General features: G+C 72.2%; 24 protein-coding genes and 1 riboswitch. Of the genes, 14 read left to right on the forward strand and 10 right to left on the reverse strand.

Features of this window, described 5'->3' with window-relative positions:
- Positions 1-26 precede the first annotated feature (26 nt).
- Positions 27-1,001, forward strand: coding sequence for a 2-phospho-L-lactate transferase (cofD, locus tag AC2DFQ_RS13115; RefSeq protein ID WP_484534198.1), 975 nt, complete (start codon positions 27-29; stop codon positions 999-1,001).
- 7 nt (positions 1,002-1,008) lie between these two features.
- Here the strand turns inward: cofD and cofC are convergent, their stop codons facing one another.
- From cofC to cofG, 4 genes are all read right to left on the reverse strand, one after another.
- Entirely contained in the window at positions 1,009-1,689 is a 681-nt protein-coding gene (gene cofC, locus AC2DFQ_RS13120; RefSeq protein ID WP_484534199.1) for a 2-phospho-L-lactate guanylyltransferase, read from the reverse strand.
- A 104-nt stretch (positions 1,690-1,793) separates the two neighbouring features.
- Complete coding sequence (fgd, locus tag AC2DFQ_RS13125; RefSeq protein ID WP_484507801.1) at positions 1,794-2,828, reverse strand: glucose-6-phosphate dehydrogenase (coenzyme-F420); 1,035 nt, start codon at positions 2,826-2,828, stop codon at positions 1,794-1,796.
- On the reverse strand, positions 2,825-4,318 hold the full coding sequence (locus AC2DFQ_RS13130) for a flavin-containing monooxygenase (protein WP_484534200.1): 1,494 nt from the start codon (positions 4,316-4,318) through the stop codon (positions 2,825-2,827). The genes fgd and AC2DFQ_RS13130 overlap by 4 nt, the downstream gene beginning before the upstream one ends.
- On the reverse strand, positions 4,315-6,729 hold the full coding sequence (gene cofG, locus AC2DFQ_RS13135) for a 7,8-didemethyl-8-hydroxy-5-deazariboflavin synthase CofG (protein ID WP_484534201.1): 2,415 nt from the start codon (positions 6,727-6,729) through the stop codon (positions 4,315-4,317). The genes AC2DFQ_RS13130 and cofG overlap by 4 nt, the downstream gene beginning before the upstream one ends.
- A gap of 151 nt (positions 6,730-6,880) precedes the next feature.
- Between cofG and AC2DFQ_RS13140 the strand changes: the two genes are divergently transcribed.
- Complete coding sequence (locus AC2DFQ_RS13140; RefSeq protein WP_484507804.1) at positions 6,881-7,324, forward strand: hypothetical protein; 444 nt, start codon at positions 6,881-6,883, stop codon at positions 7,322-7,324.
- Between the two features lie 212 nt (positions 7,325-7,536).
- On the opposite strand, the gene AC2DFQ_RS13145 is transcribed toward AC2DFQ_RS13140, so the two are convergent.
- Both AC2DFQ_RS13145 and AC2DFQ_RS13150 read right to left on the reverse strand, forming a co-directional pair.
- Positions 7,537-8,358, reverse strand: a complete 822-nt coding sequence (locus tag AC2DFQ_RS13145) for an ABC transporter permease (RefSeq protein WP_484534202.1) — start codon at positions 8,356-8,358, stop codon at positions 7,537-7,539.
- Positions 8,355-9,521 (reverse strand): ABC transporter ATP-binding protein, encoded by a 1,167-nt coding sequence (locus AC2DFQ_RS13150; RefSeq protein ID WP_484534203.1) that lies wholly within the window; start codon positions 9,519-9,521, stop codon positions 8,355-8,357. The genes AC2DFQ_RS13145 and AC2DFQ_RS13150 overlap by 4 nt, the downstream gene beginning before the upstream one ends.
- Positions 9,522-9,623: 102 nt before the next feature.
- On the opposite strand from AC2DFQ_RS13150, the gene AC2DFQ_RS13155 reads away from it, so the two are divergent.
- The 4 genes from AC2DFQ_RS13155 (at position 9,624) to AC2DFQ_RS13170 (ending at position 12,282) form a co-directional block, all read left to right on the forward strand.
- Positions 9,624-10,685 carry an enoyl-CoA hydratase/isomerase family protein gene (locus tag AC2DFQ_RS13155; RefSeq protein WP_484534204.1) on the forward strand — a complete coding sequence of 354 codons (1,062 nt, stop codon included), beginning with the start codon at positions 9,624-9,626 and terminating at the stop codon, positions 10,683-10,685.
- Positions 10,686-11,063 (forward strand): PPOX class F420-dependent oxidoreductase, encoded by a 378-nt coding sequence (locus AC2DFQ_RS13160; RefSeq protein ID WP_484507808.1) that lies wholly within the window; start codon positions 10,686-10,688, stop codon positions 11,061-11,063.
- 82 nt (positions 11,064-11,145) lie between these two features.
- Positions 11,146-12,060: a DnaJ domain-containing protein gene (locus AC2DFQ_RS13165; RefSeq protein ID WP_484509957.1), complete on the forward strand. Its 915-nt coding sequence runs from the start codon at positions 11,146-11,148 to the stop codon at positions 12,058-12,060.
- Between the two features lie 30 nt (positions 12,061-12,090).
- Positions 12,091-12,282, forward strand: a complete 192-nt coding sequence (locus AC2DFQ_RS13170) for a hypothetical protein (RefSeq protein WP_484534205.1) — start codon at positions 12,091-12,093, stop codon at positions 12,280-12,282.
- A gap of 7 nt (positions 12,283-12,289) precedes the next feature.
- Here the strand turns inward: AC2DFQ_RS13170 and AC2DFQ_RS13175 are convergent, their stop codons facing one another.
- The gene (locus tag AC2DFQ_RS13175) at positions 12,290-13,786 is read right to left on the reverse strand and encodes a D-alanyl-D-alanine carboxypeptidase family protein (RefSeq protein ID WP_484534206.1); all 1,497 of its coding nucleotides are present in this window, start codon (positions 13,784-13,786) and stop codon (positions 12,290-12,292) included.
- A 36-nt stretch (positions 13,787-13,822) separates the two neighbouring features.
- Positions 13,823-13,932, forward strand: a riboswitch (TPP riboswitch).
- Here AC2DFQ_RS13175 and AC2DFQ_RS13180 point away from each other — a divergent pair.
- From AC2DFQ_RS13180 to AC2DFQ_RS13190, 3 genes are all read left to right on the forward strand, one after another.
- Positions 13,924-14,553 (forward strand): ECF transporter S component, encoded by a 630-nt coding sequence (locus tag AC2DFQ_RS13180; RefSeq protein WP_484507811.1) that lies wholly within the window; start codon positions 13,924-13,926, stop codon positions 14,551-14,553. Its footprint overlaps the riboswitch before it by 9 nt.
- 72 nt (positions 14,554-14,625) lie before the next feature.
- A complete protein-coding gene (locus tag AC2DFQ_RS13185) occupies positions 14,626-15,996 on the forward strand; it encodes an ABC transporter ATP-binding protein (protein ID WP_484509958.1) in 1,371 nt (456 codons plus the stop codon).
- The gene (locus tag AC2DFQ_RS13190; RefSeq protein ID WP_484507812.1) at positions 15,993-16,781 is read left to right on the forward strand and encodes an energy-coupling factor transporter transmembrane component T family protein; all 789 of its coding nucleotides are present in this window, start codon (positions 15,993-15,995) and stop codon (positions 16,779-16,781) included. Before AC2DFQ_RS13185 ends, AC2DFQ_RS13190 begins: the two co-directional genes overlap by 4 nt.
- Before the next feature lie 93 nt (positions 16,782-16,874).
- On the opposite strand, the gene AC2DFQ_RS13195 is transcribed toward AC2DFQ_RS13190, so the two are convergent.
- Both AC2DFQ_RS13195 and AC2DFQ_RS13200 read right to left on the reverse strand, forming a co-directional pair.
- A complete protein-coding gene (locus tag AC2DFQ_RS13195; RefSeq protein ID WP_484534207.1) occupies positions 16,875-17,642 on the reverse strand; it encodes a phosphotransferase in 768 nt (255 codons plus the stop codon).
- 127 nt (positions 17,643-17,769) lie between these two features.
- Positions 17,770-18,255 carry a GNAT family N-acetyltransferase gene (locus tag AC2DFQ_RS13200; protein WP_484534208.1) on the reverse strand — a complete coding sequence of 162 codons (486 nt, stop codon included), beginning with the start codon at positions 18,253-18,255 and terminating at the stop codon, positions 17,770-17,772.
- A gap of 124 nt (positions 18,256-18,379) precedes the next feature.
- Here AC2DFQ_RS13200 and AC2DFQ_RS13205 point away from each other — a divergent pair, with 124 nt between their 5' ends.
- From AC2DFQ_RS13205 to AC2DFQ_RS13215, 3 genes are all read left to right on the forward strand, one after another.
- On the forward strand, positions 18,380-19,144 hold the full coding sequence (locus AC2DFQ_RS13205; protein ID WP_484534209.1) for an SDR family NAD(P)-dependent oxidoreductase: 765 nt from the start codon (positions 18,380-18,382) through the stop codon (positions 19,142-19,144).
- Positions 19,145-19,178: 34 nt separating this feature from the next.
- Entirely contained in the window at positions 19,179-19,952 is a 774-nt protein-coding gene (locus tag AC2DFQ_RS13210) for an enoyl-CoA hydratase/isomerase family protein (protein ID WP_484534210.1), read from the forward strand.
- A 70-nt stretch (positions 19,953-20,022) separates the two neighbouring features.
- A complete protein-coding gene (locus AC2DFQ_RS13215) occupies positions 20,023-20,862 on the forward strand; it encodes an SDR family oxidoreductase (protein WP_484534211.1) in 840 nt (279 codons plus the stop codon).
- A gap of 106 nt (positions 20,863-20,968) precedes the next feature.
- Here the strand turns inward: AC2DFQ_RS13215 and AC2DFQ_RS13220 are convergent, their stop codons facing one another.
- A complete protein-coding gene (locus tag AC2DFQ_RS13220) occupies positions 20,969-23,509 on the reverse strand; it encodes a transglycosylase domain-containing protein (RefSeq protein WP_484534212.1) in 2,541 nt (846 codons plus the stop codon).
- A gap of 114 nt (positions 23,510-23,623) precedes the next feature.
- Between AC2DFQ_RS13220 and AC2DFQ_RS13225 the strand changes: the two genes are divergently transcribed.
- Both AC2DFQ_RS13225 and rlmN read left to right on the forward strand, forming a co-directional pair.
- On the forward strand, positions 23,624-23,977 hold the full coding sequence (locus tag AC2DFQ_RS13225) for a VOC family protein (RefSeq protein WP_484534213.1): 354 nt from the start codon (positions 23,624-23,626) through the stop codon (positions 23,975-23,977).
- Positions 23,978-24,150: 173 nt separating this feature from the next.
- Positions 24,151-25,617, forward strand: a complete 1,467-nt coding sequence (gene rlmN / locus AC2DFQ_RS13230) for a dual-specificity RNA methyltransferase RlmN (RefSeq protein WP_484534214.1) — start codon at positions 24,151-24,153, stop codon at positions 25,615-25,617.
- Positions 25,618-25,622: the final 5 nt, after the last annotated feature.

Raw genomic sequence — 25,622 nt, forward strand, 5'->3', positions numbered from 1 at the left:
GTGCGGCAGCCGGGCGGGGACGCCGCATGAGCGGGCCGCGCGTCGTGGTGCTGGCCGGCGGAGTGGGCGGAGCGAAGTTCACGCTCGGCGTGCGTGCAGCCCTCGCCGCCCGCGGTGCGCCGGAGGCCACCGTGGTGGTCAACACCGGCGATGACCTGTGGCTGTCGGGCGTGCGCCTGCAACCCGACGTCGACTCGATCACGTACGCGCTCGCCGGCGTCAACGACACGCAGCGCGGGTGGGGACGCGCCGGAGACACCGAGCGCGTGAACGAGGAGCTGCAGGCGTGGGGCGCGGGCTGGCCGTGGTTCACACTCGGCGATCTCGACCTCGGCACGCACGTGGCCCGCACGGGGTGGCTCCGCGAGGGCCTCACCCCCACGCAGGTGCTCGAGCGGATGGCTCGGCGCTGGCCCCTCGGCGCGCGACTGCTGCCGATGACCGACGCCGAGGTCGACACCATCGTCACCGTGCAGGACGACGACGGCGCCGAGCGCCGCATGCACTTCCAGGAGTGGTGGACGCGCCACCGCGCCGCGCTCACCCCGCTGCGCTTCGACAATCCGGGCATCGCCGAGGCCGCCCCCGCGCCGGGCGTCGTCGAGGCGATCGCGGAGGCCGACGTCGTGCTCCTCGCGCCGTCGAACCCCGTCGTGTCGATCGGACCGATCCTCGCCGTCCCCGGGATCCGCGCGGCGCTGGCGGCAGCATCCGCCGTCGTGGGGGTCTCACCGATCATCGGCGGGCGCGTCGTGCGGGGAATGGCCGATGTCTGCCTCACCGCGATCGGGGTCGAGACCTCCGCCGCCGCGGTGGCCGCCCTCTACGGGGCGCGCAGCGCCGGGGGAGTGCTGGACGCGTGGCTGCTCGCCGAGGAGGATGCCGCCGCCGCCGTGTCGGTCCAGGCGTCCGGCGTCCGGCCCGTGGTCGCGCCGCTGTGGATGACCGACGAGGCCGCGTCCGCGGCGATCGTCGACGCCGCCCTCGCCTCCGTCGCCTGACCGCGGGTCAGGCGACGGAGGGGGCGGACAGCAAAGCGGCCGTGCGCGGCCCCAGACCCATGGATGCCGCGGCGTCCAGTTGCGCGGACGTGTCGACATCGCGCCGCAGCGACGAGTCCTCCGGTAGGTCGATGTCGGTGCAGCCGAGGAGCCGGTGGCGCTCGGCCGAGCCCTCGCCGAACGCGGAGGTCCACACCGCGCCCGCCCGCGCGGTGACGAGCGTCGAGCCGGTGCCCTCGGCATCGGTGACGAGCCCGCGTTCCAGGGTCGCGGCCGTCTCGAGCGCGGCATCCAGTTCGGCCGTACGGAGGGCCGGGAGGTCGCCGAGGAGCGCGGCACGTGGCACCGCCGTGCCCGCCGCCTGAGCCCCGAGGGCGACGGCGGCGTCCAGACCCTCGCTGCCGCCTTCGCGCACCACCTCCACGGCCCGCATGCGCGCGGCGGCGGCGGCGACCTCGGCGTCGTCGGTGACCACGATCACGCGCGCGACGTGCGCGGCACCGGTGGCGGCGGCGATCGTGTCGAGGGCGATCGCGCGGGCCAGCGCCGCCCGGTCGCCGCCGGCGTCGGTCAAGCGGGACTTGCCGGTGTCCGCCCCCTTGACCGGGACGATCACGGTCCATCCATCCGTGCGCAACTCCTGCATGTGGGAGGGCGGAACCGGTTCCGGGTGGCGTGGCGGGGTCATGGCAACCAATTCTGCAGGAGTTGTGCGCGAAGGGTGGGCGGAGACGGCGGGGGGCGGAGGGGGACTACAGTCCGCCCTGCACGCGGCGTCGCGGACGAGGGTGCTCAGGAGAAGCGCGCGCGCAGGCGCGGGAGGATCTCCGCGCCGTACATCCGGAGGAACTCGGCCTGGTCCGCGCCGGGATCGTGGAAGACGAGGTGGCGGAAGCCGAGCTCGACGTACCGCGCGATCTTCTCGACGTGCTCGTCGGGGTCGGTCGACACGATGAACCGGGATGCGGCGCGCTCGATGGGCAGCTCGTTGGCGAGGCGTTGCATCTCGATGGGGTCGTGGACGCCCATCTTCTCCTCCGCCGACAGGGCCAGCGGCGCCCAGAAGCGGGTCTTCTCCAGGGCCGTGTCCGCGTCGGGATGGTAGGAGACCTTCACCTCGATCATCGTGTCGACGGCGTCATCTCCGCGGCCGGCCTTCTGCAGACCGTCCTTCAGTGCGGGGAGGAGCGTGTCGGTGTACAGCTCGGGCGCCTTGCCGCTGGTGGTGATGTACCCGTCGGCGATGCGCCCCGCCAGGCGGGTGGCGGCCGGACCCGACGCTCCGATGTAGATCGGCACCCGGTGTTCGGCCGACGGGCGGTCGTAGATCGTGGCGTCCTTGACGGAGTAGTACGTGCCGTCGAAGGTGACCCGCTCCCCGTCCCACAGCTTCTCGATGAGGGTGATCGCCTCCTTGAGCCGCTGGAACCGCTCCGGCGGGTCGGGCCATGTCAGCCCGAGGGTCACTTCGTTGAGCGCCTCCCCGGTACCCACCCCGAGGATGACCCGGCCGGGGTACATCACCCCGAGCGTCGCGAAGGCCTGCGCGACCATGGCGGGGTGGTAACGGAACGTGGGGGTGAGGACGGACGTGCCCATGAGGATGCGCGAGGTGCGCTGTCCGAGCGCGCCCATCCACGGCAGTGCGGCGGGCGCGTGGCCGCCCTCGTGCATCCACGGCTGCAGGTGGTCGGAGAGGAAGACCGAGTCGAACCCCATCTCCTCCGCGAGCACGGCGAAGTCCAGCAGCTCGGTCGGACCGAACTGCTCGCTCGACGCCTTGTACCCGAAGCGGATCCCGGATCCCTGATCCTGCGGAACGGTCATGTCTCTCCTCCTGTTCGCCCGCCCCGGACGGGGGCGGGCACGCACACGAACTCCGAGCCGTCCGCGGCGGCCAGCCGCTCACGGAAGGCCTGCACCGTTCCGGGCCACAGCAGCGTGAGCCGCCCTGACCGCTGGTCGACGTACCAGTTGCTGCATCCGCCGGTCATCCACGGCGTGGATGCGGCGGCCCGGGCGATCTCGTCGGTGTAGGCCCGCTCGGCCTCGGGCCGCACGTGCAGTACCGCACCGGGCTGCCGGTCGCGCCGGGCGAGGGAGCGGACGACGTACGCGGCCTGCTCCTCGATCATCAGCACGGACGAGTTGTGACCGAGACTCGCGTTGGGGCCGTTCAGGACGAAGAGGTTCGGGAAGCCCGCGACCACCGTGGAGGCGAACGCGCTCATCCCGGTCGACCAGTGCTCGCCGAGACTCACGCCACCCTCGCCGCGGACCAGATCGGCGTACGGCTGGCGGGATGCGGCGAATCCGGTGGCCAGCACGAGCACGTCCGCATCGAACCGTGCACCGCCGGCCGAGACGAGGGTCGACCCCTCGACCGCTGCGAGCGCCGACGGCTCCAGGGTGACCGTCTCCGAGGCGACGGCCGGGTAGAAGTCGTCCGAGAGGAGCACGCGCTTGCAACCGAAGGAGTAGTCCGGGGTGAGCGCGGCACGCAGCGCGGGGTCGTCGATCTGCGCCGCCAGGTGTGCGGAGGCCACGTCGCGAGCGTCGGCGGAGGCTGCGGCATCCCCCGACCGCGACGCGAAGCGCGCCTCGCCATCGGCGTACAACTCGGCGCGCAGCCGGGCGAGCTCTCCGGGGTGCTCGGCGAAGCGGCGCTGCTGCTCGGCGCTGTAGCGCGCGCCGCCGCGCGGCACGATCCACGCGGGCGTGCGCTGGAAGAGCGTGACGTGCTCCGCCACGCGGGCCAGCTCCGGCACCATCTGCACGGCGCTCGCGCCCGTGCCCACCACGGCGACGCGCGCGCCCTCCAGCGGCACGTCGTGGTCCCAGCGGGCGGAGTGGAAGATGGGGCCCGGGAAGGTCTCCAGCCCCGCGATGGCGGGGACGTTGGGCTCGGTGAGGCGACCGCAGCCGAGCACGAGGGCGTCGGCGATCACGGGCCGGCCGCCCGTGTCGATGCGCCACACCGCTGCGGCGGCATCCCAGTCGGCGCCCAGCATGGGGGTGCGCAGGCGCAGCCGGTCGCCGAGGTCCTCGCGCTCGGCGACCTCGGCGAGGTAGCGGTGGATCTCCGGGCCCGGCGCGAACACCGACGACCACCGCGGGTTGGGATGCGCGGCGAAGCCGTACAGGTGCGACGGCACGTCGCACGCGACGCCGGGATAGGTGTTGTCGCGCCAGGTGCCCCCGACGGATGCTCCGCGCTCGAGGATGACGAAGTCGTCGCGGCCGGCGCGGCGCAGGGCCATCGCCATCCCGAGCCCGGCGAACCCAGCTCCGACGATGGCGACCGACGTGCGGATCATCGTCCCGGCCCCTGAGCCGGTCGAAGGGTGCGGTAGTCGGTGGTGCGCCGGCGGAACGGGCGGAACAGGCGGGCCGCCATGCGCTCGGCGTCGGCGACCGGGAGTTCCCGCCCGTGCTCGATGCCGGTGTCGGGGAGCACGCGGCCGTCCAGGAGAGCGCCGCCGAGGTCGTCGCCCCCGGCGCGCAGCAGCACGGCGGCAGCATCCCTTCCCACGCGCGTCCACGGGATTTGGATGTGCGAGATGCTGCCCGACAGCAGGAGCCGCGACACCGCGACCATGGCGCGGTGCTCGTCCAGCGGCGCGCGGCCGGCGACCAGGGGCGTGCCGTGGCCGGGGAGCGGAATGGGGACGAACTCGGTGAAGCCGCCCGTCGCGTCCTGGATGCCGCGGAGGGCGCGGAGGTGCGCGACGCGCTCGCGCGCGGTCTCGACGTGCCCGTAGAACAGCACCGACGTCGAGCGGAAACCGGCGCGGTGGGCGGCGGTGATGCCCTCCGTCCACCGGTCGATGTCGAGATCGCCCGGGGCGACGAGCTCGCGCACCCGTTCGCTCAGCACCTTGACGCCGGTGCCCGGCACCGTGTCGACGCCGGCGTCGCGGAGGGCGTCGAGGGCGCCGTCCAGCCCCAGGCCGCCGCGCTCGGCGAGGTCCCACACATCCTGCGGACGGTAGGCGTGGATGTGGAGGCCCGGCGCCGACGCGGTCGCGGCGCGCACGATGTCGAGGTACGCCCGGGGGTCCTCCGGGTCGGCGAGTCGCCCCTGGATGCACAGCTCGGTGGCGCCCAGGTCCGCAGCGTCCGCGGCGATGACGGCGACATCGGTGAGGCCGAAGGTGCCCGCGGCATCCCGTCCGCCGGCGCGGTACCCGGTGGAGGTGAGGTTGCGGTTGACGACGAGGCTGACGGTCTCGCCCACCGTGTAGCGGCGGACGTCGTCCGCGGTGGCGGTCAGGCGGTCGAGGTCGGGGCCGGTGGCCCGCAGCAGCGTCTCCCACTCGGCGTCGTCGAGGGTGAGCGGATCCCCGGCTGCCCGCTCGACCAGTCGCTGCACCTCCGTCGTGTGCGCAGAATTCAGGAGATCCGGGCCCCCGGAGGCGTTGGCGGCCCCCGGACTCGGCGTGTCTCCTGAGTTTTGAACACGGGGAGGCGCTGCCGGATGCGCATCGGCGGCCAGGCCGTCGGGGTCGGCCAGCACCGCGACGGCGGCGTGCAGCGCCGGGTCGATCCACGCGCCGGGTTCGCGGACGAACTCCGGATGCGCCGTGAGCCGCTCGCGCAGCTCGAAGCCCGACTCGGCGGTGAACCGCGTGAGGTCGTCGAGGTGCGGCCACGGCCGCTCGGGGTTGACGTGGTCGGCGGTCAAGGGCGAAACCCCGCCCCAGTCGTCGGCGCCCGCGCGGATGAGCAGGGAGAACTCGGCCGGATCCGACAGGTTCGGCGGAACCTGGATGCGCATGCCCGGCCCGAACACGAGCCGCGCGGTGGCGACCGCAGCGACGTATTCGAGGAGGTCGGCGTCGGGCGCCCCCTGCATCGCGGTGTGCGGCTTCGCGCGGAAATTCTGCACGATCACCTCCTGCACGTGCCCGTACCGTTCGTGCAGGTCGCGCAGCACGATCAGCGACTCGGCGCGGTCGAGGAGCGTCTCGCCGATGCCGACGAGGATGCCGGTGGTGAAGGGGATGCGGGCGCGGCCGGCGTCTTCGATCACCGCGAGGCGCAGGGCCGGGTCTTTGTCGGGGGAGCCGAAGTGCACCTGGCCGGGCTCGAGGAACAGGCGGGTCGAGGTCGTCTCGAGCATCATGCCCATCGAGGGGGCCGTGGGGCGCAGCATCCGCAGTTCGTCGGCGCTCATGACGCCGGGGTTCAGGTGCGCGAGCATCCCGGTCTCGGCGGTGATGAGGCGCGCGATGGCGCCGACGTACTCGAGCGTGGAGGCGTACCCGTGCTCGTCCAGCCACGCGCGCGCCTCGGGCCAGCGGTCTTCGGGCCGGTCGCCCAGCGTCAGCAGCGCCTCCTTGCACCCGAGGGCCTGGCCCTGCCGCACGACGGCAAGGACCTGCTCGGGCGACATGAACGCCGGCTTGTTCTTCTTGAACAGCTGCCCGGGGGTATCGACGAAGACGCAGTAGTGGCAGCGGTCGCGGCACAGGGTGGTCAGCGGCACGAACACCTTGCGCGAGTAGGTGAGGACTCCCGGCCGGCCGGCCTCGGCCAGGCCGACGTCGCGCAGCGCTCCGGCGGCGTGGAGGAGCGCATCGAGGTCGTCGCCCGTCGCGGTCAGAAGGGCGTGCGCGTCCTCGGCGTCCAGCCGGGCACCCGCCGCCGACCGAGCGAGCACGTCGGAAACCTGCCGGGTCGAGAGGCTCCCCGGCCTCACCTGCGGCATGGCGCTGCCGGTCGTCATGCCCTCAGGCTATCCCCCGCCCACGGCACCGGGGCTCGCTGCGGGCAAGACGATGGCGGCGGATCTCCGGCGGCGCCGACACGGGCGGATCGTTGCGGACCTGTGAGCAATCGGGGGCATGACGGTTGCATGCCGCTGGCAGACTATGTCTATGGTGACCCTGCTGCTCGACTCGACGCAGCTGGAGGTCGTGCTTTCGCCCGTTGAGCGCACCCTGTCCTTCCGTCGGCGCAACGTGCTCGTCCCGCGCGAGCAGATCGTCCGAGCCCAGTTGACGGATGACGCGTGGACGTGGCTGCGAGGCGTCCCCAGCCCCGGAACGTACGTGCCGGCGGCGGTGGCGATGGGCACGTGGAAATCGGCGTCCGGCAACGACTTCGCGGTCATCCGGCGTCGCCGCCCGAGCGTCGTCATCGACCTGTCGGGTCACGACGAGTTCGAGCGGCTCGTCCTCACGACCCGCCACGGCGTCGCGCTGCTGCAGGCACTGAGGCTCGAGGTCGCCGATGAGGCGGAGGATGTCGCCGTCCTGGCCCGGCCCGGCCGGCAGAAGCTCCGGCCCAAGCGGCCGGTCGTGGTGCCCGGTATCGGCTGACACCGGGGACACGGGCGCTCGGGCCGTCAGGTGACGCCGCGATCGAGGAGATCCGCTCTATCGAGGAGCGAGCGGCGCGGTTACGTCCTCGATCCGCGAGATGTCCTCGATTAGCGAGATGTCCTCGATTCGCGAGACGTCCTCGATCCGCGGGATGTCCTCGATTAGCGAGATGCCCTCGACCCGCGGATGCGGCCCCGGATGCGGGGCGGTCAGTTGACGTCGCGGCGCCAGCTGGTGAACTGCCCGATCACGAGGAACACGACCGCGTAGCCCAGCAGAACGAGCCCGCCGACCCACCATGCGAGGGGATCGGTCGCCATGGGCATGCTGATCGAGAAGGCGCTCGCCCCGACGAGGGCATCGCTGGCCGCCCCCGGGAGCACTCGCACGACCGGCTCCAGGGCCTCCACGAACCCGCCGGCGACGCGGGCGATGGGTTCGATGAACTGGGTGAACGCGAGCACCAGCACGATCGCGACGACCTGGTTGCGCACGACAGAGCCCACCCCGATGCCGATGAGGGTCCACAGCACGAAGGCCAGGAGCATCCGCCCGGCCAGCGCCCAAGTGTCGGAGGAGTCGAGCCCCGTTTCCAGGCCGCTGGCGGACAGGATGATCGCACCCGGCACGACGGCTGCGATGAGGCCGAACGCGCCGAACAGCAGCCCCATGAGCACGCCGATGACGACCTTGCCCGCGAGCGCGACGCCGCGGCGCGGAGTCGCGAGGAACGTCGGAGTGAGGGTCTTGTGGCGGAACTCCGTGGTCACCATCAGCGTGCCCACGAGCAGCGGGAAGACGTAGCCGAACGAGGTCGCGATGCTGTAGATGACCGGCGGCAGCGTCTCCGGTGGCACCTGGGGCCCTTCGGCGGTCGGGCCGAGGGCGCCGGTGGCCAGCGAGGCGAGGAGGAAGCCGAACCCGGTCGCGGTCACGCCGATGTACAGGACGAGGACGAGACCGAGGATCCACCAGACCGCGGTGGTGAACTGCTTGGTCAGTTCGGAACGGCTGGCGGCGACAAGGCTCATCGCTGGTCACCCTCCTCTGCATGCGGGGCATCGCCGGGTGTGTGCCGGTCGGGGGGGACCACGATGTCGATCACGCCGGTGGAGGCGACGGCGAAGGATGCGGTGACCGCGGCCGGCTCCCGCTCCGGCGCGACCCGCGGCTCGGGCTCCGCCGCGGGCACAGTCTCCAGCTCCGACCCGGGCGACTCTGCGGGCTCCGCCGCGGGCGACTCTCCCGGCTCCGACTCCGCCTCCGCGGGGCCGGCGGCGGGGGCCGCGCCGAGGTGCACCCGCTCGCCGCTGACGAGCTCGAGGAAGACGTCCTCCAGCGTCGCGCCGCGACGCTGGAGACTTGAGAGGGCGATGCCGGCGGAGGCGGCCAGCGCGCCCACGTCGACGGGCTCGGCCGTGCGTACGGTCAGGCCGTTGCGCAGCACCTCGAACGGATGCCCCGCCGCCGTCAGCGCCTCCTCCAGCGCCGCGCGGTCGGGCGCGTCCACGACGGTCGCGTGATCGGATGCCTCGGCCAGATCCTCGATCCCACCCTGGAATACCAGCTGCCCGCGCGCGATGATCAGCAGCCCGTCCACGGTCTGCTGCACCTCGCTGAGCATGTGCGACGACACGAGAACCGTGCGGCCCTCGCCGGCGAGACTGCGCAGGAGCCCGCGCATCCACCGGATGCCCTCGGGATCGAGCCCGTTGGACGGCTCGTCCAGCACGAGCACACCGGGGTCGCCCAGGAGCGCGTAGGCCAGCCCGAGGCGCTGGCGCATCCCGAGGGAGAACCCGCCGACCTTGCGGCCGGCCGCATCGGCGAGACCGACCAGCCCCAGCACCTCGTCCACGCGCGAGCGTGCGATGCCCGCCGCCTGTGCGTACACCGACAGGTGGTTCGCCGCCGTGCGGCCAGGGTGGAAGCTCGAGGCCTCCAGGACCGCGCCCACCGACTGCAGCGGTCGGCGGAGCTTCTCGTAGGCGACGCCGCCTATGGTGGCCGTCCCCTCCGTCGGGCGCACGAGGCCCAGCAGGATGCGCAGGGTCGTCGTCTTCCCCGCCCCATTGGGGCCGAGGAAGCCCGTCACCTGGCCGGGTTCGACCCGGGCGGTCAGATCGGACACGGCGGTGACGGAGCCGAAGCGTTTGGTGACGCCGGAGAATTCCAGCACCTGTCCTTCGGGCATGCCGAACCTCTCATCGTTGTGCGATTCCCCCTATCTTCCCGGATTCCCCTGGTTTGGACGGGAGGTCGCCGTCCCCGGGTGCGTCGGCGGTAACGTGGCGTCGTGGCCAAGACGGTGGATGCGGCGGACGCGGACGTACTCGTACGGGTTGCCGGAAGCCTCGGGCGGCTCACCCTCAATCGTCCTCGCATGCTCAATGCGCTCAGTCACGGGATGATCACCCAGCTGGCCTCCGCGCTCGAGGCGTGGCAGTCCGGACCGGGCGTCGACGTGATCCTGCTCGACGCCGCGGGAGAGCGCGGTTTCTGCGCGGGCGGCGACATCCGCCAGCTCTACGAGCAGATCGTCGGCGGCGATACGGCCGGCACCGCAAGGTTCTTCCGCGACGAGTACCGGATGAACGCCGCCATCGCATCCTCGGCGATACCCCTGGTGGTCCTGGCCGACGGAATCACGATGGGCGGCGGAATCGGATTGGCCGGGCACGCCGCCATCCGGGTGGTGACCGAGCGCTCGCGCCTGGCGATGCCCGAGACGCGCATCGGGTTCACCCCCGACGTCGGAGGGTCATGGCTGCTGGCCCGGGCGCCCGGGCGGCTGGGCGAATACCTGGCGCTCACCGGCGCATCCATGGATTCCGGCGACGCCATCTACGCCGGGTTCGCCGACCACCTCGTGCCGGTGAACCGGCTCGACGCGCTGCGCGACGCGCTGTCCGGGCGCACCGCCCCCACCGCCCCGGCCGAACTCGTGCTCCTCTTCGACGACACGCCTGCACCCTCGCGCCTGGCAGAGGCCCGCGTCTGGATCGACGACGCCTTCTCCGGCGCCACCGTGGGCGACATCATCGACCGGCTGCGCGCGCGACGCGAGCCCGAGGCATCCGAGGCCGCCGACACGCTCGGGTCCCTCTCTCCCACGTCGCTCGCGGTGACCCTCGAGGCCGTACGCCGCGCGCGGACGCTACCGGATCTGAAGGCGGCTCTCGCCCAGGAGTACGGGCTGGTGATGTGGTTCGTCACGTCGCAGCCCGATCTGGTCGAGGGCATCCGCGCACAGGTGATCGACAAGGACCGCTCCCCCCGCTGGGCGTCCGATGTCGCAGCCGGGATCGTGGACGAGGCGTTCGTCTTCTCCCCGCCCCTGCCGCTGTGGGAGGAATGAGTGATCACCCCCGAAGCGCTGTCCTTCCTCGGCGAATACCACCTGGCCACGCTGTCGACCCTGGGCCGGGAAGGCCGCATCCATTCGGTGCCGGTGGGCGTCACGTACGAGAACGGCGTCGTGCGGGTGATCGGCAGCCGCGGCTCGCAGAAATTCGTCAACGTGCAGCGCACGGGCCGCGCCAGCGTCAACACGGTCGACGGCCGCCGGTGGATCAGCTTCGAAGGCCGGGCGCGCGTGAACGAGGACCCCGCCGCCGTCGCGCATGCCGTCGCGCTGTACACCGCCCGGTATCGGCAGCCCTCCGCGAACCCCGAGCGCGTCGTCCTGGAGATCACCGTCGAGCGCGTGCTGGGTTCACCGCAGTTCCGGGCGTAGCCCACAGCGAACGGCAGCCCTCACCCATCGCGGGCCGATTAGCCTGAGGATGCTGCGCCCCCTGGCGCGCGGGGGAGGATTCGTGTTCGACAGCCCGGTGTCCGCATCGGCGTACGAGGTGCTCGGCGTGGAGCCTGCCGCCGACGACGAGACGCTTCGGCGCGCCTACCGCCTGCGGCTGAGGCAGACGCATCCCGATGCCGGGGGCGATGCGGCCGTGTTCATCCAGGTGCAGCGGGCATGGGAGCTCATCGGCACCCCGGAGGCCCGCGCCGCGTACGACCGCGGCCGCGGCTCGTCGGCGCCCGAATGGTCAGGACCTCCGACCGCCAGCGCTCGTCCCGACACGCGTCCCCGCGCCCGCACGTATGGACAGCCGGGCGGGTGGCGGCGGGAGCGGTACCTCACGCTCATCCGGGAATGGGTCGGCCGAGGCGTGGAGATTCCCGACCCGTACGAGCCGTCGCTGGTGCGCTCGGCCCCCCACGAGCTGCGGCGGCTGCTGGCCGATGCGCTCGCCGAGGAGGCCACCGCCCGCATCGTCGCCGACCTCGGCATGGGATACACCGTGTGGCACGATGTGGCCGCGTCACGCGACGGCAGCCCGGACGAGAAGGTCGACCACGTCGTGCTGGGGCCGAGCGGCCTGTACGCGGTTTTGTCGGAGGACTTCGGCGGGCCCGTCGGCTTCCGCCGCGGGGAGGTCGTCGGCCCCCACGTCATCGGATCGCCCGTGTCCCAGCTCGTCGGACGGCTCCGGGTGATCGCCCGCGCGGCCGGGGTGCGCTTCAGCGGCGCCATCGTCGTTCTTCCCGACGGCGACACCCTCGACGCGATCACGCAGCTGGGGAAGGTGCGCGGCACACCCGTCGCGGTGGCATCCCAGAGTTCTCTGTCGACGCTGCTGCGCCAGGGCGTGGCCGGCGCGCGGGAGATCGGCGGCACCGAGCTGTTCGACATCCGCAGCCGGCTGCAGCAGCGCGTCACCCACGTCTGAGGCGCGACGGCCTCCCTGGTCACCGGCGTCGTGCCGTTCATCCTCGCCATCACGGTCGTCGGCGCCGCCTCCTTCCTCACACCGATCGCCACCCCGGCGAACCTCATGGTGATGGAGCCGGGCGGTTATCGCTTCGGTGACTACTGGCGACTCGGGGCGCCCCCGGCGGTGGTCTTCATCGCCTTCGCGGTCGGCTACGTCCCGCTGGTGTGGCCCTTCTGACGCCGGGTCAGCCGCCGAGGCCCAGGAGGGCGAGGGGGTGCGTCAGGCGCCACCAGGCGCTCGGGCCCCCGAGGTCTTCCGCCAGCTCGAGGTCCACGCTCGCGCTGTCGAGCGGTCCCGTCACGGCGAGGGTGCCGACCACGTCCCCCTCGGCCGGGTCGTCGCGCAGGGAGAACTCGGATGTCGCGCTTCCGGCGGCCCCGTTCCATCCGATGACCGAGGCCTCCTCGGCGGTGACGACGTCGACGGGTTCGCCCCACCGGGTCACGACCCGTCCGGCGAGCGTGCGGCCGGCCACCGCCGTCTGCGGCTGCAGCTCCTGCTCGGTCCGGTCGAACAGGGCCCGCGTCGCGGTGTCGCGTGCGGCGGAATCGGGCTGTCCGAGCACCGCGACGTACACCCGCACCGACGTTTCACCCAGGGCGACGTCCTTCGCGGTGAGCAGGTTGTACCTGTCGAGCGTCCCCGTCTTGATTCCCACCATCCCCGGGTCGGCGAGGAGCGGGTTGGAATTCTCCACGGTTCCCGCGCCGGGCAGCTCGGTCGAGGTCTTGCGCACGATCTCGGAGATCACGGGATGGGCCATCGCGCGCTCGGCGAGGGCGAGCAGCGCTTCCGGGCTGGCGGCGTTGCCCGACCCGATTCCGGAGGGGTCGACGATCGTGATGCCGGCCACTCCGTGCGCATCCAGCCACGAGCGCGCCGCGGCCGCGTAGACCGCGTCGGAGGGCCACAGATCGTCGACCAGGCGGTCGGCGTAGTTGTTCGCCGAGCCGATCAGCATCCCCTCGAGCAGCTGATACTGCGTGAGGGAGCCGCCCACGGGGACGTCCAACGCGGATTCCCCGTTGGTGCGGTACTGCCAGTACAGCGTGCGGTCGGCTGCGGCGAAGCGATACTCGGGCCCGCTCTCGCCGACGGCCAGCGGCATCCGATCCAGCACGAGCAGCGCCGTCACCACTTTCGCGATGCTCGCGATCGACGACGGTTCGCCCGAGGAGGCCAGCGCACCCGGGACCCCCGCGACGGTGACGGCTGCGCTTCCCTCCGCGGGCCACGCCGGCGCTGAGGCCGGCGCCGGAATCGTCTGGACGGCGACCGGCTCGATGCGGGGCGCGACGGCGTGCAGCGGCCACCGGAGCATCGTGGCGGTGTACACGGCGATGACCAGGACGAGCAGGCCGGCCGGGATGAGGGCGGCCGGCCGCCACGGGGAGCGCCGGCGGGCGCCGGTGAGAAGGTCGGGGGCGGGCCGGGGTGACTCATCCGAGTGGATGGTCGGAGGCGCCGGAATGGGGAAGCGGGTTTCATCCACCCAGGCCAGCGCCACGGGGCCGGAGGCGGCGACCGTCATCGGCGGGTCGGCCGGCTGCTGCATGACGAGAGTGCCGGGGGCATCCGGGTCGGGGGATGGCGTGTCCCCGTCCGGCACGGGGTGTTCGCCGGAGCCGTCTTCCCCGTCGCGCTGGTCGCGCCGCGTGGGCGGAGACGCATCCGGGGTCACCCGCCTAACGTACCTCCACGCGGCGATATACTCATCCGCGACAACCACGGGAGTCCGGTGAGCCGGGCTGAGAGGAAGCGATCCACGCTTCGACCGTCGAACCTGATCTGGGTCATGCCAGCGCAGGGAGGAGAGAAATGACTATTTCCACGTCCACATCCGCGCCCGTCACGGCGGGAACCCGCCGCTTCCGGTGGCGGGTCGTCGATATCGTCGTCGCGAGCGTGATCGGCGTCGCGGCCGGGCTGATCTTCCTGTTGTGGAACGTCGCGTACCTGGGGCCGAAGACGCTGCTCGAGCCGCTGCTCCCCGGCCTGCAGGGGCTCCTGGACGGACCGTGGCTGTTCGCCGGTGTGCTCGGAGCCCTCATCATCCGCAAGCCCGGTGCGGCGATCTACACCGAGACCCTGGCCGCCGTGGTCTCGGCCCTCGTGGGCAACCAGTGGGGCGGGTTCCTCACCCTCGAAGCGGGCCTGGTTCAGGGCCTGGGAGCCGAACTGGTCTTCCTGCTCTTCTTCTACCGCCGCTGGAACGTCGGCGTCGCCGTGCTCGCCGGCATCGGTGCGGCCCTGGCCGGCGGAATCAACAACCTCGTGCTGTGGTACGCCGGCGCCGACACCGCCTTCACCGTCGTCTACCTCATCAGCACCGCCGCCTCGGGCGCGGTGCTGGCGGGCCTGGCCGCGTGGCTGATCGCGCGCGGGCTCGCCGCAACCGGGGCTCTCGACCGCTTCGCGTCGGGGCGCTCCGTGCGCGCTCGCGTCTGACGCGTGGAGAGGCCTGCGGAGGTCGTCGCCCGCGGCTGGGGGTGGCGGCACGCGTCGCGCCGCGCGTGGGCGCTGCGCGACGTGTCACTGCGCATCGCGCCGGGGGAGCGGGTGCTGCTCCTGGGCGCCTCCGGCTCGGGCAAGTCGACGCTCCTGGCGGGCCTTGCCGGCGTGCTCGGCGGCGAGGAGGAGGGCGAATCCGCCGGCGACCTCCTGCTGGACGGCGTGCCGACGGCGCACGTCCGGGGGCGCGCAGGCCTCGTCCTGCAGGACCCGGATTCGCAGGTCATCCTCGCTCGCGTCGGTGACGACGTCGCCTTCGGGTGCGAGAACCTGGGCGTACCTCGCGACGAGATCTGGCGGCGCGTGCGTGCGGCACTGGATGCGGTCGGCCTCGAGGTGCCGCTGGACCGCCAGACCAAGGCGCTGTCGGGCGGGCAGAAGCAGCGCCTCGCGCTGGCGGGGGTCCTCGCCATGCAGCCGGGGCTCCTCCTCCTGGACGAGCCGACCGCGAACCTCGACCCCGCGGGGGTGGCGGAAGTGCGTGCGTCGGTGCTCCGCAGCGTGGAGGCGCAGGGCACGACCCTCGTCGTCGTCGAGCACCGGGTGGACGTCTGGCTCCCCATCGTCGACCGGGTGATCGTGCTCGGTGAGGAGGGGGTGCTCGCCGACGGTGACCCGGCGACGGTGCTGCGCGATGCGGGTGCGCGGCTGGCCCGTGAGGGGGTGTGGGTGCCCGGGATCCCCCCGGCCCACCCCTCCGCCCCGCGCTCCGAGCCGGGCCCCGCGCTTCTGGAGGCGCGCGACCTGTCCGTCCAGCGCGTGCGGGACCAACCGGTGGCCACCGGGATCGACCTCACCGTACGCGTCGGCGAGGCTCTGGCCGTCACCGGCCCGAACGGGTCGGGGAAGTCGACCCTGGGGCTCACGCTCGCGGGCCTCCTCCGCCCGGCAGCGGGCGAGCTGTCCGCGTCGGACGAGCTCGCCGCGGGGGCGGGGCCGGAGCCCATCCGGTGGTCGTCCCGTGACCTGCTCCCGCGGGTCGGCACGGTCTTCCAAGACCCCGAGCACCAGCTGCTCACGCGCACCGTGCGCGACGAGCTGGAGGTGGGTCCGAAGGCTCTGGGAGCGGTGGATCGGCAGCGGATCGACGAGTTGCTGGCCCGCCTGCGGCTCGACCACCTCGCCGCGGCCAACCCGTACACGCTCTCGGGGGGTGAGAAGCGCCGCCTCACGGTCGCCGCCGCACTCGCGACCCGGCCCCGGGTGCTCGTCCTGGACGAGCCGACGTTCGGACAGGATGCGCGCACGTGGGCAGAGCTCGTGGCCCTTCTCGCCGAGATCCGCGACGACGGGGTCGCTGTCGTGGCGATCACCCACGACGCCGACGTCGTGCGGGCGCTGCGCGCACGTCCCTACGTCCTCACGGGAGTTGCAGGATGACGCTGCTGGAGAGCCGTGCGCGCACCGGCGCGGTCGCCGGCCTCAACCCGCTCGCGAAGCTGGCGGCCAGCGCTCTCATCGCTCTGCCCCTGGTGCTCACGCTCGATCCGGTCTCGGCGGCGGTGGCGCTCGTGCTGGAGTGCCTCCTCTTCCCCTTCGCCGGTCTCACGTGGCGGGAGTTCTGGCTGCGCACGTGGCCGGTGTGGCTGGCGGCGCCGCTGACGGCGGTCACGATCGCGCTCTATGGCGAAGCATCCGGGCATGTGTACGTCGAGTGGCTCCTGGTGCGGGTGAGCGATGGATCGCTCGAGCTGGCGCTGGCCACCTTCTTCCGCGTGCTGGCCATCGCACTCCCCTCCGTCGTGCTCTTCGTCACGGTGGACCCGACGGATCTGGCCGACGCGCTGGGCCAGATCGCCCGCATCCCGGCCCGATTCGTCCTCGGCGCGCTCGCGGGCCTGCGCATGGTCGGGCTGTTCCTGGACGACTGGCGTGCCCTCGAGCTCGCACGCCGGGCGCGCGGTGTCGCCGACCGCGGGCGGGTCAGGAGATTCGTCGGCATGGCCTTCGCACTACTGGTGCTCTCCATCCGGCGCGGCTCGAAGCTCGCCACGGCGATGGAGGCGCGGGGGTTCGGAGCGCCCGGGGAGCGGACCTGGGCCCGGCCGTCCCGCTTCCACGGGGGCGATATCGTGCTCCTGCTCATCGGCGCCGCCATCTCCACCGCCGCCATCGTGGCCGCGGCGGCTCTCGGCACGTGGAACTTCATCCTCGGGCCCTCCTGACCCGGGTATCCGCTGGGGGCTCAGGGGACAGCATCCGCCGGCTCGAGCGGGGCTGACCCGACGAATTCCGTCCCCTGAGCCTTCGCTGGGGGACTAGGTGGCGTTCCACAGGGCGCGGTAGAACGCCATCCGCACCGGGTCGGGGCGGATGCCGTAGGCCTCGACCACGGCGTCCTGCCAGCCGGGGCCGTAGTTCCACTCGGTGCTCATCGCGGCCACCGCGATGTCGGCCCACCGGTCGGCGATTCCGAGGGCGCCGAGGTCGACGTGTGCGCGCCAGCGCCCGTCGGGCCCGATGAGCGTGTTGGGCGCGCACGCGTCGCCGTGGCAGACCACGAGCCGGTCGATCGGAGGCGGTTCGCGCAGCGCCGCCGGCAGGTGGATGCCGCGCCCCTCGGCGTTCGCGATGCGGGCCGGCACGCGCCAGTCGAAGGGGCAGTCCGCGACGGGGAGGGCGTCGTGCAGCGCCCGCAGGCCCTCGCCGATCGCCCGCACCGCCGTCGCCGGGTCGGCGAGCCCACGCGGTGAGACGGCGCTCTCGCCCTCCACCGCTTCGGTGACCAGCCACTCGTGCGTCGCGTCCGCGCCGAAGGTCACCACGGCGGGGACGGGCGTGAAGTCTCCGGCCCAGGACAGACGGGCCGCCTCGCCCGCCATCGAGGTCTCTTCGTTGCGCGGACCGTACTTGATGTACCGGATGCCGTCGACCGCGCTCGCGCGGAACGTCAGTCCGCCGATCTCGTTCTCCCACACCGGTTCGAGGGTCGCGCCCTCGGCGAGGTCGCGCACGCGAGCCGGCACCGGGGTTCCGGCCGGCGGCACGTTCACCGGCCCCCACATCTCGGACCCGCTCCGGCTCATCCCCCCATCATCCCCCGCCCGCTCGCCGGGCCCGGGTTGCGTCCCGCCGGGGTCATGTCCGGGTTCTGCAGCTTTCCGGCCCGGATTTCCTGCGCACCTGGGACATGATGCACGGTTCGGATGCTGCTCAGAGGACGAGCTCGAAGCAGAGCGAGTTCGGCATCGAGCGGGCATACGGCTCGTAGACCGGGATCGGGCGGAACCCGGCTGCGGTGTACAGCTGCAGCGCCTCCGGCTGCGGTGCGCCGGTCTGCAGGATGACGCGGTGGGCGCCGGCGGCCTGTGCCCGCTCGACCACGGCGGCGGTCAGCGCGCGGCCGATGCCGCGACGGCGGGCGACGGCAGGAACGATGAGGCGTTTGAGCTCCCACTCGTCGCCGAGCCGCCGCAGCATGACATGCCCCAGGGTCGTGCCGTCGTCGTCGACGGCCAGCAGCGTGGCCACGACATCGGCGGGATGCACCCGCAGGGCCTCATCGCGCTCGGCCGTCACCTCGGGCGGCTCGTCGGCGGTGAGGAAGGCGTACCGGGCGCCGAGCTCCTCATCCAGTTCGCCCCGCAGCGCGAGGCCGCGCGGATCGTCCAGATCGACGTCAATGATGTGCACACCCACCTTCCCATCCTGCCGCCGGCGGGGCAGGGTGGTGGCACGGATCATGCCGGGCGGCGGCGCGAGCGGATCTGAGTCCCGGTTAGGGTGGGACCGGATTTCTGATTCGACGGCGAACGGACAGCGGATGGACATCACGGGAGCAAGCGCCCTCGTCACCGGCGGCGCCAGCGGCTTGGGGCTTGCGACCGCCCGCCGGCTGGCAGCATCCGGTGCCGCCGTCACGATTGTCGACCTGCCGTCCTCGTCCGGAGCCGAGGTCGCCGCCGAGATCGGCGGACGGTTCGCCGCGGCAGACGTCACCGATCCCGGCCAGATCGCCTCCGCTGCGGCCGCCGCGGCCGAGGCCGGCCCGCTGCGCGTGGTCGTCCACTGCGCCGGGATCGCGCCGCCGGGGAAGGTCCTCGACCGCGACGGCACCCCGGCGCCGCTGGATGCCTTCGAGCGGATCGTGCGGGTGAACCTCATCGGCACGTACAACGTCATCGGCCAGGCTGCGGCCGTCATGGCTCGCAACGAGCCGGAGGCCGAAAGCGGCGACCGCGGCGTGATCGTGACCACCGCGAGCGTGGCGGCGTTCGACGGGCAGATCGGCCAGCCGGCGTACTCGGCGAGCAAGGGGGGCGTGCACGCCATGACGCTGCCCGTCGCCCGCGAGCTCGCGCGGTACGCGATCCGCGTGGCGACGATCGCGCCCGGCATCATGGAGACTCCGATGCTGCGCAGCCTGCCGCAGGCCGCGCAGGACTCCCTCGGGCAGCAGGTGCCGTACCCCGCCCGCCTCGGCGTCGCGGACGAGTACGCGCGCCTCGTGCTCGCGATCATCGACAACGGCTACCTCAACGGCGAGACGATCCGCCTCGACGGCGCCATCAGGATGGCGCCGAAATGACCCGGCAGCACACGACGGAAAGAAGAGGGCGCGCGTGAGCGACAGCATCCTGGTCTCGGTGGACGGGGGCCTTGCCCGCGTGACGCTGAACCGACCCGCATCGCTGAACGCGATGGACTTCGACATGGCCGAGCGGTGGCGCGACGCCGCACGCGCGGCCACGGCTCCGGGCGTGCGGGCGGTGATCCTGGATGCTGCCGGGCCGGCGTTCTGCGCGGGTGGCGACGTGCTCGCGATGGCCACCTCCGGGGCATCCGGCGCCGATCTAACCGCCACCGCGCACGTCATCCACGAGGGCATCCGCACGCTCGTGGAGGCGCCGGTCCCCGTGGTCGCGGCGGTGCAGGGCGCCGTCGCCGGGGGAGGGCTCGGGCTGATGCTCACCGCCGACTACGTCGTGGCCTCCGCCGAGGCGCGCTTCGTCAGCAAGTACGCCAACATCGGTCTGACCCCCGACCTCGGGGTGACGACGCTCCTGCCGGCCGCGATCGGGCAGCGCCGGGCGCTGCAGCTGCTCCTGCAGGACCGGTCGCTCTCCGCGGCCGAGGCGCTCGAGTGGGGCCTGGTGGCCGAGGTCGTCCCCGCCGACCAGGTCGCCGCACGCTCAGCCGAGGTCGCACGCTTCTGGCTCGAGGGCGCCGCCGCGGCGTTCGGTGAGGCCTCGCGCCTCATCCGCACGGGCGCCACGCGCACCTTCCCGGAGAACCTCGACGATGAGGCACGCACGATCGGGGCGGCATTCGACACGCCCGACGCGAAGGCCCGCGTGGCCGCCTTCGCCGCCGCATCCTCGAAGAAACGCATGTGATGTCCCGCACACGCAGGTTCCGGCCGCGGGAAACCTGCACTTGGGGGACATCACGGGGAAAGGGAAGCTCATGACCGACAACACCCTGGCCGGGAAGACGATCCTCATGTCGGGCGGGAGCCGCGGCATCGGGCTCGCCATCGCGGTGCGGGCGGCGCGGGATGGCGCGAACATCGCGATCCTCGCGAAGACCGACACGCCGCATCCGCGTCTGGAAGGCACCGTGCACACCGCTGCGGCGGCGATCAGCGAGGCGGGCGGCAAGGCGCTGCCGATCGTGGGCGACGTGCGGAACGAAGACGACATCACCGGGGCGGTATTGACGACCCAGGGTGAGTTCGGCGGCATCGACATCATCGTGAACAATGCCAGCGTCATCGACCTGTCGGGCTCGCTCGACCTCACGACGAAGAAGTACGACCTCATGCAGGACGTCAACGTCCGCGGGACGTTCCTGCTCTCGCGCGCGGCCGTGCCGATGCTGAAGGAGGCGGAGAACCCGCACATCCTGACGCTCTCGCCGCCACTGAACATCACGCCGCGGTGGCTCGGCGCGCACACCGGCTACAGCCTCGCGAAGTTCGGGATGACGATGGTCACGCTCGGGCTGGCGGAGGAGTTCGCCGCTTCCGGCATCGCCGCCAACGCCCTGTGGCCACGGACGACGATCGCGACGGCGGCGGTGCAGAACATCCTCGGCGGCGACCGCATCATGGCCGCCAGCCGTACCCCGGAGATCTACGCCGACGCCGCGTACGCCGTGCTCACGACTCCCTCTGGGGAGAGGACGGGGCAGACGCTCATCGTGGAGGACGTGCTCGCCGAGGCGGGCGTCACCGATTTCGCGCGCTATGCCGCGGTTTCCGGCACGCCCGACGAGGCGCTGTTCCCGGACATCTTCCTCGACTGACCCGCCCGGGCCGCATGTCGCAATCCCCGCAAGGCGTGTCGCAGTTTCCGCAGAAATCGGGTGCCGATCCTGCAGAAACTGCGACATGGAAGGCGGCGAGGGCTAGCTAGCCGCCCTGGCCCTGGCCGCCGCCGGGGCCGCCGCCGCCCTGCTCCGGCGATCCGCCGCCGGGACCCCGCCCGCCGCCCTGGCCCTGGCCTTGCCCGCCCTGGCCGGGGCCCTCGCCGCCGCCGCCCTGGCCGCCGCCCTGGCCCTGGCCTTGCCCGCCGCCCTGATCCGGCGATCCGCCGCCGGCCTGCTCCGGCGATCCGCCGCCGGCGTCCGGGCTCGGCGGGACAGGCGGCGCCGGACGACGCAGGAGCTCCTCCGGGGGCTGCGCGAACGACGCACCGGGGTACAGCTCGTTGGCAGCGCGCTGGATGTCACGGGCCATGGGCGTGCGGACGTTCGACAGCTGCATCCCGTTGTGGCGGGCGCGGAAGACGTCGCCCTCGCCGATGGAGTTGCCCACCCAGACGGCGGTCGCCACGCTCGTGCTGGATTCCACGAGCCACGTCTGCCAGGACTCGTGCGTGCCGGTCTTGCCGAGGAGCGGCGTGCCGTCGTTCGGGTTCCCCGTGGCACCGGTGCCCCCGGGGCGCATGACCCCCGACAGGACGTGCGCAGCCGCCGCGGCGACCTCGGGGCTGATGACCTGCTCGCACACGTTGCCCGGCACCGGCAGTTCGGCGCCCTCCGCGTCGAGCACGCGGTCGATCGCGTGCGGTGCGCAGGAGATGCCGTTGTTGGCGACGGTCGCGTAGGCCGACGCCATCGTCACGGGGGCGATGTTGTTCGTGCCGATGACGGAGGACGCCGTGTTCACCTCGACGGGCTCGCCGGTGCCGCGGTGCACGCCCATGCGGGTGGCGACCTGCTCGATGTCGCAGAGGTCGAGCTGCTCCGCCATCGCGAGGAAGCCGCTGTTCAACGACTGCGCGGCGAAGTCCATGGGCGTGCCGCGACCGCCGGGGGTGCCACCGAAGTTGAGCACCGTGTCGTCCCCGTAGTTGATCCACGGCCCGTCGCAGCTGTGCTCCAGGCGCGGGATCGGGCGCACCGTCCCGTCGAGGTTCTCGTAGACGGAGTGGCCCTGTTCGAGCCAGTCGATCAGGGTGAACAGCTTGAAGGTGGAGCCCGTCGCGAACCCGCTCGCCGCCCCGTGCGCCCGGTCGCCCGCGTAGACGAGCGACGTGTAGGCCGGGTCGGAAGCGGCCACATCGGCGTCTTCGGTGAAGCGGTTGTTCTGCGCGATAGCGAGGATCCTCCCCGTCGTCGCCTCGATGTTCACGGCCGCCGATCCGAAGTCCATCCCGGCCACCGTCTCCGGCGCGTACCTGTTCATGGCCGCTTGAGACGCCTCCTGCAGGCGGGGATCCAGGGTCGTGTAGATGCGCAGACCGCCGCGCGACAGAGCGCGCTGGCGATCCTCGGGGGTCGCGCCGAACGCATCGGCGTAGGCGGGGTCGTTGCGGACGGTGTTGACGACGTACTGGCAGAAGAACGGCGCAACGGACACGGAGCATCCCGTCTGCTGTGGATGCACCGCAGGAGTGATGGGCTCCAGAGCGGCCTGCAGGTGCTGCTCCTGGGTGATGCGCCCTTCTTCCCGCATGCGATCGAGCACGTAGAGCTGGCGTCCCTTCGTCGCGCTGTATCCGTCGGCCGCGGCGAGGTACTGCTCGTCCGTGATGAGCCCCTCCGCCAGGAGCTCGTCGAGCCCGTCGAGGGTGCCCGGCGTCACGTCGTCGATGGCCCCATCGGGCGCCCTGTTGTAGGCGACGCCCTCGGCGTCCACGATCGAGCCGCCCGGCCGGTCGAAACGGAAGGTGTTGGGGTTCTGCACGACACCGGCCAGCGTCGCCGCCTGAGCGACGGACAGCTGTGCGGCCGACGTGCCGTAGTAGTACTGCGCGGCCGCTTCGATCCCGTACGTGGTGCCACCGAAGTTCGCGATGTTGAGGTAGCCGACGAGGATCTGCTGCTTGGAGTACTCCCGCTCGAGCTGGATGGCGTACCGCATCTCCTGCAGCTTGCGCTCGTAGCCCTCCACTCCCGTGGCGTTGGTGGCCTCGAGCCAGCAGCTCTGCAGCACTTCGTCGCGCGTCTGAGTCTCGGAGGCGACGGCGTCCTGCTCGCAGCGCTGGATGAGGACGTTCTTGACGTACTGCTGGCTGATGGAGGATCCGCCCTGCGTGACCCCGCCCTGGACGTTGCTGAGCAGGGCCCGGGTCGTGCCGATGAGGTCGATCCCTCCGTGGCGGTAATACCGCGGGTCTTCCGAGGAGAGGATGGCGTCGAAGACCGTGGGGGAGATCTGCTCGAACTCCACGGGTGAGCGGTTCTGGTCGTAGAACGACGCGAGTTCGATGTCCTGCCCGTTCTCCGGGTCACGGGCATAGATGGTCGTGGGAAGCATGAGGGGGTCGATCTCGAGATAGCTCGGCATGCGATCGAAGAGGGTGACCGCATCCGTCGCCGCGCGCGCCGAGAGAGCGATCGCAGGTGTGACAGCGGCGGCCACGAGAAGACCGGCGATCGCGCTCAGGGAAAGGAGACCGACAAGGCCGCCGAGCACGCCGGTGGCGGTTCGTCGATAGGAAAGCACGCGGAATGCTAAGAAACATGTCTGGATGCCGGCCGAGTATCGCTGATGCGAACGCCCGCGCCGGCCCGGCGGGAGGGGTGTCCGGCTGGGGGGAGGAGGCGTACCCTGTCGCGCATGACGGTGCAGTCGCTGTTCCCCATCCTGCGCACGCCCGATCTGGAGAGCCTTCGATCGTTCTACGAGCGGGTGTTCGGCGCGATCGAGCGCTACCGGTACGACGACGTGTACGTCGCCCTGGATGTCGGTTCGGGAGTGATCGCCATCGGCGTGGAACCGGATGTCGCCGCCTCCGAGCGCGTGGCCATCTGGCTGTACGTCGACGACGTCGACGACAGCTACCGCGCGGTGCTGGAAGCCGGGGGAGCCTCCGAGGAGCCGCCGGGAGACATGCCGTGGGGCGAACGGGTCGCACGGGTCCGCGACCCCGACGGCAACCCCCTCTACCTGGGCGCCCCCGCATCCGCGTGACCGGCGCCCCCGCGATCCCCGACCCGGTCCCTCGACGCGCGAGACTTCACGCTGTCGACGAGACCCCCGCATTATGCCGCGGTCTCGTCGACACGCTGCGGTCTCGCGGCTTCGGCGGGGCGGACCCGACGCGGCCAGCTCCCGCGCAGCCGCACCCGGGTACCCTGGAATCCATGACCGATCAGCCCCCCGTGCGCACCACCCAGCCCCGTCAGGTGCGCCCGGCGACGGCGCCTGCGGCCTCCGCCGCGCCGCAGGGGCGGCCTCGAACGGCGCCTGCGGCCTCCGCCGCGCCGCAGGGGCGGCCTCGAACGCCGCCTGCGGCCTCCGCCGCGCCGCAGGGGCGGCCTCGAACGGCGCCTGCGGCCTCCGCCGCGCCGCAGGTGCGGCCTCGAACGGCGCCTGCGGCCTCCGCCGCGCCGCAGGTGCGGCCTCGAACAGAGGGCTGGGCGCAGAAGAAGGATGACGCGGGGCGTCCGCTGTTGCAGTTCGCCAGCCCCAAGCGCGGGAAGCCCCCCGTTCACCTCGCCGATCTCACCGCCGCTGAGCGGGTCGCCAAGGTGAAAGAACTGGGCCTCCCCGGCTTCCGCGCCAAGCAGCTCGAGAAGCACTACTTCACGCACTACACCTCCGACCCGGCCGAGATGACCGACCTCCCCGCCGAGGGTCGCGAGGAGCTGGTCGCCGGGATGCTGCCGCCGCTGCTCACCGAGGTGCGTCGCCTCGAGACCGACAGCGGCGACACGATCAAGTTCCTGTGGAAGCTCCACGACGGCGCACTGGTCGAATCCGTACTCATGCGCTACCCCGGGCGCATCACCCTGTGCGTGTCGAGCCAGGCGGGATGCGGCATGAACTGCCCGTTCTGCGCGACCGGGCAGGCGGGCCTGACCCGCAACATGTCGGCGGCCGAAATCATCGAGCAGATCGTGCGCGCCAACCGGCTCATCGCCTCCGGCGGTCTGGGCGGCAAGACCCGGCGGCAGGCCGACGGTCCGGGACAGACGCCCGAGCGCGTGTCGAACATCGTCTTCATGGGCATGGGCGAGCCCCTCGCCAATTACGCGAGGGTCATGCACGCCGTGCGCGTGATGGTCGACAAGGAGCACGGGCTCGGGATGAGCGCGCGGGGCATCACGGTCTCCACGGTCGGTCTGGTCCCGGCCATCACCAAGCTCGCGAACGAGGACATCCCCGTCACGTTCGCGCTGTCGCTGCATGCCCCCGACGACGGGCTGCGCGACGAACTCATTCCGGTCAACTCCCGCTGGAAGGTCGATGAGGCGCTCGATGCAGCGCGGGACTACTTCGAGAAGACGGGCCGCCGCGTGTCGATCGAGTACGCGCTCATCAAGGACATGAACGACCACGCCTGGCGTGCCGACCTGCTCGCCGACAAGCTCAACGCCCGCGGCCGCGGCTGGGTGCACGTCAACCCGATTCCGCTCAACCCCACCCCGGGGTCGATCTGGACGGCGTCCGAGGTGCCGGTGCAGAACGAGTTCGTCCGCCGGCTCAACGCCGCCGGCATCCCCACGACCCTGCGCGACACCCGCGGCAAGGAGATCGACGGCGCCTGCGGTCAGCTGGTGGCCACCGCAGAGGACGAAGTCGCCGCCGCGGCGACCCCCGTGGGCTGACCAGG

The organism is Microbacterium sp. Z11_20 (assembly GCF_057197605.1).